The sequence below is a fragment of the Nonomuraea mangrovi genome, assembly GCF_042681425.1.
Classification (GTDB): Bacteria; Actinomycetota; Actinomycetes; order Streptosporangiales; family Streptosporangiaceae; genus Nonomuraea; species Nonomuraea mangrovi.
This window is the reverse complement of the sequence record NZ_JBHUFV010000098.1, coordinates 182,164-192,450: the sequence shown is the minus strand read 5'-3', so window position 1 is coordinate 192,450 and position 10,287 is coordinate 182,164. Positions and strand designations below refer to the sequence as shown.

11 protein-coding genes are annotated in these 10,287 nt (G+C 71.4%); 6 read left to right on the top strand and 5 right to left on the bottom strand.

All coding sequences use genetic code 11. The features are described from left to right. Window positions 1–327: 327 nt before the first annotated feature. From ACFSKW_RS51965 to ACFSKW_RS51955, 3 genes are read left to right on the top strand one after another with little or no spacing between them, the layout of a single operon-like run. Window positions 328–1,893, top strand: a complete 1,566-nt coding sequence (locus ACFSKW_RS51965; RefSeq protein ID WP_379582811.1) for an MFS transporter — start codon at window positions 328–330, stop codon at window positions 1,891–1,893. Then, the gene (locus ACFSKW_RS51960; protein WP_379582809.1) at window positions 1,890–3,041 is read left to right on the top strand and encodes a cytochrome P450; all 1,152 of its coding nucleotides are present in this window, start codon (window positions 1,890–1,892) and stop codon (window positions 3,039–3,041) included. The genes ACFSKW_RS51965 and ACFSKW_RS51960 overlap by 4 nt, the downstream gene beginning before the upstream one ends. Continuing rightward, window positions 3,041–3,220, top strand: coding sequence for a ferredoxin (locus ACFSKW_RS51955; protein ID WP_379582807.1), 180 nt, complete (start codon window positions 3,041–3,043; stop codon window positions 3,218–3,220). Before ACFSKW_RS51960 ends, ACFSKW_RS51955 begins: the two co-directional genes overlap by 1 nt. 113 nt (window positions 3,221–3,333) lie before the next feature. Here ACFSKW_RS51955 and ACFSKW_RS51950 read toward each other — a convergent pair whose 3' ends face one another. After that, complete coding sequence (locus ACFSKW_RS51950) at window positions 3,334–3,699, bottom strand: VOC family protein (protein ID WP_379582805.1); 366 nt, start codon at window positions 3,697–3,699, stop codon at window positions 3,334–3,336. Between the two features lie 582 nt (window positions 3,700–4,281). On the opposite strand from ACFSKW_RS51950, the gene ACFSKW_RS51945 reads away from it, so the two are divergent. Together ACFSKW_RS51945 and ACFSKW_RS51940 are read left to right on the top strand one after the other, a co-directional pair. After that, the gene (locus ACFSKW_RS51945; protein ID WP_379582803.1) at window positions 4,282–5,127 is read left to right on the top strand and encodes a helix-turn-helix domain-containing protein; all 846 of its coding nucleotides are present in this window, start codon (window positions 4,282–4,284) and stop codon (window positions 5,125–5,127) included. Next, on the top strand, window positions 5,117–5,524 hold the full coding sequence (locus tag ACFSKW_RS51940) for an SRPBCC family protein (protein WP_379582801.1): 408 nt from the start codon (window positions 5,117–5,119) through the stop codon (window positions 5,522–5,524). Before ACFSKW_RS51945 ends, ACFSKW_RS51940 begins: the two co-directional genes overlap by 11 nt. A gap of 129 nt (window positions 5,525–5,653) precedes the next feature. On the opposite strand, the gene ACFSKW_RS51935 is transcribed toward ACFSKW_RS51940, so the two are convergent. Then, window positions 5,654–6,586 carry a GNAT family N-acetyltransferase gene (locus tag ACFSKW_RS51935; protein WP_379582799.1) on the bottom strand — a complete coding sequence of 311 codons (933 nt, stop codon included), beginning with the start codon at window positions 6,584–6,586 and terminating at the stop codon, window positions 5,654–5,656. A 102-nt stretch (window positions 6,587–6,688) separates the two neighbouring features. Between ACFSKW_RS51935 and ACFSKW_RS51930 the strand changes: the two genes are divergently transcribed. Further along, entirely contained in the window at window positions 6,689–7,120 is a 432-nt protein-coding gene (locus ACFSKW_RS51930; protein ID WP_379582797.1) for a type II toxin-antitoxin system PemK/MazF family toxin, read from the top strand. A gap of 670 nt (window positions 7,121–7,790) precedes the next feature. Here ACFSKW_RS51930 and ACFSKW_RS51925 read toward each other — a convergent pair. From ACFSKW_RS51925 to ACFSKW_RS51915, 3 genes are read right to left on the bottom strand one after another with little or no spacing between them, the layout of a single operon-like run. Next, window positions 7,791–8,198 carry a cupin domain-containing protein gene (locus ACFSKW_RS51925; RefSeq protein ID WP_379582795.1) on the bottom strand — a complete coding sequence of 136 codons (408 nt, stop codon included), beginning with the start codon at window positions 8,196–8,198 and terminating at the stop codon, window positions 7,791–7,793. Beyond that, the gene (locus ACFSKW_RS51920) at window positions 8,199–9,020 is read right to left on the bottom strand and encodes a phosphoenolpyruvate hydrolase family protein (RefSeq protein WP_379582793.1); all 822 of its coding nucleotides are present in this window, start codon (window positions 9,018–9,020) and stop codon (window positions 8,199–8,201) included. Continuing rightward, window positions 9,017–10,270, bottom strand: coding sequence for a Tm-1-like ATP-binding domain-containing protein (locus ACFSKW_RS51915; protein WP_379582791.1), 1,254 nt, complete (start codon window positions 10,268–10,270; stop codon window positions 9,017–9,019). The genes ACFSKW_RS51920 and ACFSKW_RS51915 overlap by 4 nt, the downstream gene beginning before the upstream one ends. Between the last annotated feature and the right edge of the window lie 17 nt (window positions 10,271–10,287).

Genomic DNA, 10,287 nt, shown 5'->3' with positions numbered 1-10,287 from the left:
AGCGGTCGCTGATCGCATTCGACCACTAAACGTAGCCACACCCCTTGGCATCAACCATCTAGTTCACTCCACCGCGCGCTCGTCCCGGCGAACGCGGCCCTCCGACGGACAGCTCTTCGGGACGGCGTGAGTCCGCGTGCGGGCCGGGTGCGGGCCGGGTGCGGGCCGGGTGCGGGCCGGGTGCGGGCCGGGTGCGGGCCGGGTGCGGGCCGGGTGCGGGCCGGGTGCGGGCCGGGTGCGGACGCATGCGCACGGCGTGCGGGCCAGGTGCGGACGCGTGCGCACGGCGTGCGGGCCGCGTGCGAGCCCCGGTCCATCGTTGACGGCATGCATCCCTTGAGCAGGACGAGACGCTGGGCGGCCCTGGCCAGCCTGTGCCTCGCCGTCTCGCTGATCGTGATCGACGGCACCGTGCTGCACCTGGCGATCCCAAGCCTCTCCGAAGCGCTGCGTCCCTCCAGCACCCAGGTTCTCTGGATCGCCGACGTCTACGGGTTCGTGCTCGGCGGCCTGCTGATCACGGCGGGCAACGCGGGCGACAGATTCGGCAGGAAGCGCGTGCTGCTGGCCGGCGTGACCGCCTTCGGCCTGGCCTCGCTCGCCACCGCCTACGCCCCCAGTCCCGAGCTGCTCATCGCCGCCAGGGCCGTCCTGGGCGTGGCGGGCGCGACGATCATGCCGTCCACGCTGTCCATCATCCGCAACATCTTCACCGATCCACGCGAGCGCACGACCGCGATCGGCCTGTGGAGCTCGGTCACCACGGCGGGCGCGGCGGCGGGGCCGCTGCTGGGCGGCGCGCTGCTCGACAACTTCTGGTGGGGCTCGGTCTTCCTGATCAACGTCCCTGTGATGGTGCTCGTCCTGATCGTGGCGGCCGTCACGCTGCCGGAGTCGCGCAACCCCGCCCCCGGCCCGATGGACGTGCCGAGCGTGCTGCTGTCGATCGTCGGCGTGATCGGCGTCATCTACGCCGTCAAGGAGGCCGCCCACACGGGCCTCGCCCACACAGGCGTCCTCCTTGCGGCGGTCGTGGGGGTGGCCGCGCTGGTGGCGTTCTGGCGGCGGCAGACCAGGCTCGCCCATCCCCTCATCGACGTGCGGCTGTTCAGGCGGAGGGCGTTCTCTGGCGCGGTCGGCGGCGACATGATCGCGGTGTTCGCGCTGATCGGCACGCTGTTCTTCCTCTCCCTCCACATGCAGTTCGTGCTCGGCTGGACGCCGCTGCAGGCCGGGCTCGCCCAGTTGCCCGCGATGGCCGCGTCCACGGTCGCCGCGCTGGCGGCGGGCAGGCTGGCGCGGGCCTGGAGCAGGGCCGTGGTGATCTCGCTGGGGCTCGGCCTGTCCGCGGCCGGGCTGGCGGTGCTGGTGACGCTCCCCGTCGAGTCCGGTTATCCGGTGGTCCTCGGCTCGCTGCTGTTGATCGGCGTCGGCGCGGGGCTGTCGTTCACGGTCACCGCCGACACCGTGATCGCCACGGTGCCGAAGGAGCGAGCAGGGGCGGCCTCCGCGATCGCCGAGACCGCCTACGAGCTGGGCGCGGCCCTGGGCATCGCGCTCCTCGGCAGCCTGCTCGGCGGGCTCTACCGGCAGACGCTCCGGCTGCCCGCCGGGCTGGGGAGTGAGAGCGCCGAGGCGGCGCGCGACTCCATCGCGACGGCGCTGCAGGCGGCGGCGGACCTGCCGGCGCGGCTGGCCGCGCAGGTGGTCGCGGCGGCGTCCGAGGCGTTCGTGCACGCCGTCCAGCTCACCTCGCTGATCGGCGGCGGCCTGGTCGCGGCCGTGGCGGTGCTGGCGCTGTTCACGCTGCGCGGCCTACCCACCCTCGTCGACGACGAGCGGCCTCTCGACCCGTCGACGCCACTTCACACACGACAAGGAGCTGACAGATGAGAGCGCTTCCCACCGACAGGGGCACGTGTCCGTTCGACCCGCCCGCGGGCATGGGGGACGAGCCGATCAGCAAGGTACGGCTGGCCAACGGCGATCACGTGTGGCTCGTGACCAGGCACGACCTGGTCAGGCAGGTGCTGGCCGACACGCGCTTCAGCTCGGAGATCGACGGCGGCTTCCTCGGCGTGCCGCTGCGTGCCGTGGAGCCCGAGCCGGGGATGTTCATCCAGATGGACCCGCCCAGACACACCAGGCTGCGGCGGATGATGACGGGACGGTTCACCGTCCAGCGCATGAACAGGCTGCGCCCACGCGTCGAGCAGATCGTCACCGACACGCTCGACGCGCTCGGACGACGGCCCCGACCGGCCGACCTGGTGGAGCACTTCGCCCTGCCGATCCCCTCGCTGGTGATCTGCGAGCTGCTGGGCGTGCCGTACGCGGACCGGGAGGAGTTCCAGCACGCCAGCGCCAAGATGCTGAGCCTCACCACCACGGTGGAGGAACAGGAGGCCACCGCGCTGGAGTTCGCGGGCTACCTGTCCGAGCTCATCGCCCGCAAACGCGCCGAACCCGGTGAGGGGCTGCTCGACGACCTGCTCGACACCGATCTGAGCGACGACGAGCTGATCGGCGTCGCGGTGCTGATGCTGATCGCCGGCCACGAGACCACGGCCAACATGCTCAGCCTCGGCACCCTGCTGCTCCTGCAGCACCCCGACCAGCTCGCTCTGGTACGGCAGAGCCCCGAGGCGGCCAGGACCGCGGTGGACGAACTCCTGCGCTACCTGTCGATCGTCGACGTCGGCATGTACCGCCGAGCGAACGCCGACCTGGAGCTCGACGGCCACGCGATCCCCGAAGGCGACTTCGTCACCTGCTCGCTCGCCTCCGCCAACCGCGACCCCGCCCTGCTCGAACACCCCGACGAGTTGCAGGTCACCAGGCCCAAGGCGCCCCACGTGGCGTTCGGGTTCGGACCCCACCAGTGCATCGGGCAGAACCTCGCCCGCATGGAGATGGAGATCGCCTACCCCGCGCTGTTCCGCCGCCTGCCCCACCTGCGCCTGGCCGTGCCCTTGGAGCAGGTGCCGTTCAAGAACGACATGGCGATCTACGGCGTGCACCGGCTGGAGGTGGAGTGGTGATGATCACGGTGGACCGCGAGCGATGCGCCTCCTCAGGGCAGTGCGCGCTGGCCGCGCCCGAGGTGTTCGCCCAGGATGAGGAGGACGGCCGCGTGGTTCTGCTCGACGCGACCGCCTCAGGCGATCGGGTACGGCGCGCCACCACCGGCTGCCCGACCCAGGCGATCAGGTCAGACTGACCCGACGGCGCGGGCTCGGTCAGCGCCGCCCCGCCCCGGCCGACGGCGATCTACGGCCGGACGGGTGAGCTTTCCGGCCCCCGCTGTGTCATGGCGGGGGCCGGTCGCGGATCTCATGAGGCGATGCAGAACAAGTGCCCCTCAGGGTCGGCCAGCACCACCCAGTCGCCGCCACCCGGCTGGAAGTCGGGCTTGGTGGCGCCGAGGTCGAGCAGTTCCTTCTCAGCCGCGTCCAGGTCGGCGACCTTGAGGTCGAGGTGCACCTGCTTGGTGCCGCCGGGCCAGGCGGGGGCCTGGTAGTCCTCGGTCTTGGGGAAGGCCAACTGGAAGCGGCCCGTGTCGAGGGCGGCGAAGTCGTCGTCGCTGTGGGTGATCTGACCGCCCAGCACGGTGCGGTAGAACTCGGCCATCGCGGCCGGACGCACGGAGTCGACGACGATGGTGGTGATTTCCGCGAGAGCGGCGATGTTCGTTGTCATGCGCCCAGGTTGCCCGTCTCCCCCACCCCGGGTCTTGAACATCCTTGCGCGCCATTCCGAGGCGTTCCGTTCTCTCCCAGCCCCACACCTCAGGCTCGTGCCGCCGCCCTCCGCTCACCCATCGGCCGCCTCCTGCAGTCGGCTGAACGGCTCAGCCAACCGGCTCAGCTGGTCAGCTGAACGACTCAGCTCGCCGGCTCAGCCAACCGAGCTCAGCTGGTCAGCTGAACGACTCAGCTCGCCGGCCCAGCTGGCCGGCTCAGCCAACCGGTCGGATTGCCGGCTCAGCCAACCGGTCGGATTGCCGGCTCAGCCAACCGGTCGGATTGCCGGCTCAGCCAACCGGTCGGATGGCCGGCTCGGATGGCCGGCTCGCTGGAGGCATTCGGGACCGAGTCGGCACTGGAGCGCAACAGCCGACCCGACCTCTCGCGCTCAGATCAGCCGAGGCCCGAGCCGCACCGGCCACGACCAACCGCCGGGTGGGATCGGGCCTGCTGCCGCCCGACCGCGCGCGGCCGGGCGGCCCAAGGCTCGACCGGTCTCCGGGAAATGTCGGTGGCGAAGCGTACCGTTCGCATCATGCGTTCCAACCGTCGTCTCGGCACGGGGCCGGGCTTCACCGTCGATACCGTGACCTGTGCCGACGATCATCGGGGCTGGTCGCAGATCGAGGTCAACGACGACTACCGGCTGGTGCTCGTTCGCAGCGGCCGGTTCGGGCGGATGACGGACGGCGTCGACGGGCTGGTGGATCCGACGATGGCCTATCTGGGCGTGCCAGGCGAGGAGGAGCGGTTCGCGCATCCGGCGGGCGGCGATGTGTGCACCGCGCTCAGCCTCACGCCCGCGCTGTGGCGTTCGCTGACCGGCGAACGATCGGGCAGGCTCCGTCCGACCGTCTACGTGGACGCCGGGGTCGAGCTGGCCCACCGCGCTTTCCTGCGCGCGGCCAAGGGCGGTGACGCGGGTTTCGCGCTCTCCGAGAGTCTGCTGGGGCTGCTCGGGACGGTTCTGAGACAGGCCTCCCACACCGACGAGGGGTCCGCGCCACAGGTCATGAGCGTGCCCCGTTCGTCAGAGGTCAGGGGGCGGCTCGTCTCGGCGGCGAGGGAGGCGATCCTCGCGGACCATCCTGCCGCCGAGGGGCTCATCTCGCTGGCCCAGTTGCTGGGCGCTTCGCCGTACCGGCTGAGCAGGGCCTTCACCCGGGAGATGGGCGTCTCGCTCACGCACTACCGCAACAGGGTGCGGGTCGGCCGAGCGCTCGAGCGACTGGAGGGCGGTGTGACGAGCCTGGCTGAGCTGGCCGTGGAGCTGGGCTTCGCCGACCAGGCGCACCTGACCCGCACGGTCCGGAGCCACCTCGGCCACACGCCCACGGCGCTGCGGCGCCTTCTGTCTGGAAGGTCCGCTGATGAACGTTGACGAGACCGCTGTCGTCGCCGCGCCGATCGAACGGGTGTGGCGGGCGTTCACCGACCACGCCGATCGGGCCGAGTGGTGGGACTACCTGTTCATGGAGCCCGTCGCGGGCGGCTCGCTGGAGGAGCGCTGGACCGGCGAGCACGGCGAACCGGTGGTGACGCGCGGCCTGGTGACGCGCGCCGCCGCGCCGGAGATCCTGGCCTTCAGCTGGTCCGATGACGGGCAGGCGGCGTCGACCGACGTGGAGATCGTGTTGACGGCTCGCGGTGCCGACACGGAGGTCCGCATCAGGGAGACGGGCTGGAACCGGCTGCCTGATGGGGCTGCGATGGCGGCCGACCACCGGGCCGGCTGGCGCGTCCACCTGGCCAACCTTCGCCGACATGTCGAGTCCTGACCCGAAGCCTGAACACGGCCCCACACCCCACCGGATGGATGGGTGGCGGAGGGGTGGGAGCTCGGCCGGCGAAGTGCGGTGGGGCTGCCGGGGTGGAGTGCGGGTGTGGGGTCGGCGCTCAGTTGATCGTCAGTCTGCGGGCGCGGAGAAGATGAGGCGGACCTCCGTGTTCCGGTAACCGGCGCGGGCGAACGCGGCGGCCATCGGGGCGTTCGCGGTGTCGGTGGTGGCCGTGATCAGTTCGGCGCCGTTCTCGGCGTGGATGCGGGTGATCTCGGCGAGGATGTCGTTGACGTAGCCGTGTCCTCGCAGCTCCGGGACCACACCGAGGTAGCCGACGTTCACGTTGTACGGCGTGGCGGACGGGATCGCCAGGCCCGCGACCGCTCCGTCCGTGGTGTGGGCGACCCGCCACCACTCTCGCTTGCCGGGGCGGTCGAGGTAGAACTCCATCTCTTCGCGAGCTGCCGCTTCGGCACCGAGGACGGCCACGTTTCTGCGCGTTTCGGCGTCGAGACTGCCGACGGCGATCCTGCGGAACACGTCGAGGAACTCCTCGTCCGTCGCCTCGGCGAAGCGCAGCCGTCCCGAGGAGGAGGGGACGCCGGTCTCGGGGGTCCATTCCAGGCGTAGCCGTTCCACCTCCTCGACCAGGCCGGCCGCCGTGGAGGCTGTCTTGCGCCAGGCCACGGCCGACGACACCGCGGGGTCGTCGCGCCAGCCGTTCGGAAGGGTCAGGTTGTACAGCGGCGGCTTGGCGCGGCCGAAGGCGCGGTGGCCCGCTTCGAGCAGCGCGGCCGCGACTCCCTCACGGTCCGGGACGGACGCTTGCACGTGCAGGCAGTCGAGCGCCAGTGGCTCGGGGCTGTCCTGCTGGCCCCACCACAGGGCGCGTCCTACGATCCTGCCGCCGTCGGAGACGATCCAGGTCCACTCGGGCCGGTACATGTTGTCAGCGAGTTCGGCCAGGTACCGGTCGGCGGGAATCCAGCTCACCGGCTCGTCGACCGTGAAAGCTGTGACCTGCTCGCGGTCGGCTTCCGTCGTGGGACGGATCTGCATGCTGCCTCCGGATGTCGATGGGCGCCTGATGCTACCGCTGCGGCGGTGGGCGTCTTCGTGCAGGTCGGGCGAAACACGCACACAGTGGTTTAGGCTCCGCATGTGCGAGATCACGAGGATGACCCGCGTCCCGTCCGCGGCGCGGTGAGGGAGATCTACTCGGTGGACCGGGCGGCGTCCCTGGCCTACTCCCCCGATCTGGACGGCATGGCCGATCCTGGAGAGGTCGTGTGGGCGTGGGTGCCGTACGAGGAAGATCCCGACCGGGGCAAGGACAGGCCGCTGCTGGTTGTCGGCCGCCACGGGCGCAGGCTGCTGGGGATGATGTTGTCCAGCAAGGGCGACGACGGCCCGGAGTGGCTGGAGATCGGCTCGTGGGGCAGCGACGGGCGGGTGTCCTACCTGCGTCTGGATCGTGTATTCGCCCTGGATGAGGACGACATCAGGCGGGAGGGCGCGGTGCTGCGCCCAGACAGGTTCGCCGTGGTCGCGAAGATGCTCATGCGGACGCACGGCTGGGCGGCCGACGGCTGAGCCGCGTCGCGCGGGCGGTCCAGTTTCGCCGCGGCCGCAGGACGGCCGAGCCGCATCCTCCAGGCGGTCGAGTCGCATCGTGGTCACAGGACGGCCGACCACCTGACAGCCGAGCCGCATCGTCCAGGCGGTCGAGTCGTGGTCGCGAGTGCGCGCATCGACGGGTGCGGGCGGGTTTCCCGCCTGCCTCCCGGCCGCGACTCGGCCTGCCTTGCGGGCGTGGCCCTGCGTTGAAACGCCGAGAAGCGAAGGTCCGCCCGGCCGGGCCACGCCGTGAAGAGTGCGATGTCCGCCCGGCCATGGCACGTGGTGAAGACGCGAGGGCCGCGCGGCCGGACCACACCGTGACGAGACCGGTGTCCGCCCGGTGATGGCGTGGTGAAGACGGCGAGGGCCGCGCGGCCGGACCACACCGTGACGAGACCGGCGTCCGCCCGGTGATGGCGTGGTGAAGACGCGAGGGCCGCCCGGCCGGACCACACCGTGAAGAGAGCGGCGTGCGCCCGGTCATGGCACGTGGTGCCGACAGCGAGGTCCGCAGGGCTCACATCACGTCACGTGACGACGGCAGAAGTCCGCCACGGGCCATGGGACGGCAGGACGACCTGGAAGGTCTACCGGGCGAGCCGCGCCTGGCAACCCGGGGGCCGCCAGGGTGCAGGGTGGCCGGTCAGGCCTGGCGCCATTCGGCGATGACGTCCGGGGCGTGCAGGCAGTAGTCCGGCGCTCCCTCCAGGGCCTTCTCCTCCCCGCCGGGCGTGTACGTGACGATCAGCCGCAACGGCCGCCACGTCGTGTTGAACGTCGAGTGGAACGCCCCCGCCGGAATGTGCACGGTGTCGCCCTCCCTGATCGGGAACGGCTCCCCGTCGTCCACCATCTGCATCGCCTCTCCGGAGATGACGTAGATGATCTCCTCGGCGTGGGGGTGGTTGTGGCGGGCGTGTCCCCTGCCGGGGTTGACGATGACCTCGCCCAGCGTGCTGCCCGCCCCCGGGATCGCGCCCGGCGTGACGAACCATTTGATGGACCCCCAGTCGAAGGTCATCGTCGGCACCTGGGATGGGCTCACGAGCATCTAGATCTCCAGATTCTTGAACGCGGTGACCTGCTGGGTGATGGCGGTCTCGGTGGGCAGCCGCTCGATGGACGAGGCGCCGAAGAACCCGACGACCCCCTTGGTGCGGGTTAGGACGTAGGCGGCGTCGGACGGCTCGGCGATCGGCCCGCCGTGGCACAGCACGAGGATGTCGGGTCGGACGGCCGCCGCCGCGTCGCGCATCTCCTGGACGGCGAGGACGGCCTGGTCGAGTGACATGGCGGTGCCCGCGCCGATCGAGCCCTTGGTGGTGAGCCCGACGTGCGGCACGAGTACGTCGGCGCCGGCTTCGGCCATGGCGCGGGCCTGGGCGGCGTCGAAGACGTAGGGGGCGGTGACGAGGTCACGCTCGTGTGCCAGCCGTACCATCTCGATCTCGAGGTCGAAGCCCATGCCGGTCTCTTCGAGGTTCTGCCGGAACATGCCGTCGTACAGGCCGACGGTGGGGAAGTTCTGCACCCCGGCGAAGCCCATGGCCTTGAGCGAGTCGAGGAAGCGGGGCATCACCCTGAACGGGTCGGTCCCGCACACCCCGGCCAGGACGGGCGTGTCCTTGACGACGGGCAGCACCTCGCTCGCCATGTCGACGACGATCTGGTTGGCGTCGCCGTACGGCAGCAGCCCGGCGAGGGAGCCGCGCCCTGCCATCCGGTAGCGCCCCGAGTTGTAGATGATGATCAGGTCGACGCCGCCCGCCTCGGCGCACTTGGCCGACAGGCCGGTGCCCGCGCCCGCGCCGATCACCGGCCTGCCCGCCGAGACGGTACGGCGGAGCCGTTCGAGGACGGTCTGGCGGTTCATCCCTCACCCCTGATCAGGTCGTGCAGCGTGTCGGCCATCGCGCGGCCGAACGCCGGGTCGTTGATGTGCAGGTCGAGCCGGATGACGCCCGGGTAGGCGGCCAGCGCCTCGAAGCAGGCGTCGTCCGCTTTCCGGTCGTGGAACGGCATGCCGGGCGCGTCAAGCGCGGAGACGCCGCGAAGCGGCACGAACAGGGCGGTGGGCCCGGTCGCGGCGGCCAGCTTGGCGGCGACGCGCCGGCCCAGTTCGGCCATCTCCTCGGCGGTGGTGCGCATGAGCGTGACGGTGGCGTTGTGCACGTAGAACGCGCGCCCCTCGAAGCGGGAGGGGACGCTGTCGGCGGGCCCGAAGTTGACCATGTCGAGGGCGCCCGGCGCGACCACCTGGGGCACGCCCTGCCGTCCTGCGGCGGTGAGCCTGTCGGGGCCCGCGGACAGGACGCCGCCGACGAGGTCGTCGGCCAGTTCGGTGGTGGTCAGGTCGAGGACGCCGGCCAGCAGGCCGTCGGCGGCCAGGCTCTCCATGGCCCTGCCGCCCGCTCCGGTGGCGTGGAAGACGAGCACCTCGTAGCCGAGTTCGGTGAGGCGCTCGCGGGCGGCGTCGACGGCGGGAGTGGTCACGCCGAACATGGACGCCGCGACCAGCGGCCTGTCGTCTTCGCGATCCTCGGCCGTCGCCCGGAAGGCGGCATAGGAGGACGCCATGCCCGCGATGCCGGCGGCCGCGTTGCCCAGGGTGAGGCGGGAGACCCGGTTGATTCCCGCGATGTCGACCACGCTGGACATGATCGTGACGTCTTTCGCGCCGACGTAGGGTGACACGTCTCCTGAGGCCATGGTGGACACGATCAGCTTGGGCAGCCCGATCGGCAGATCCCGGACGGCGCGCGCGGCGATGGACGAGCCGCCGCTGCCACCGACGGCGAGGACCCCGTCGAGGCGGCCCTCGGCGTAGAGCTCGGCCAGCACGACGGCGGCGCCCTCGCCCATGGCGGTGACGGCCGCTCCCCTGTCGCCCGAGGCCCGCAGGGCGGCCAGGTCGACGCCCGCGGCGGCGGCGACGCGGACGTTGGCGATGTCCTCGGCCGAGGCGGCCGCCGGAGCGCCGAACTCGCTGCTCGGCCCGACGCTCTCCCGGCCGACGCCCACGTCGACGACGATCACCTCGCTGCCGAGCTCGATCAGCCGCTCCCGCAGCCAGGCGTACTCGGGTCCCTTCGTGTCGAGTGTCCCGATCAGCACCACTGCCATTCCGCCCACCTCCGGTT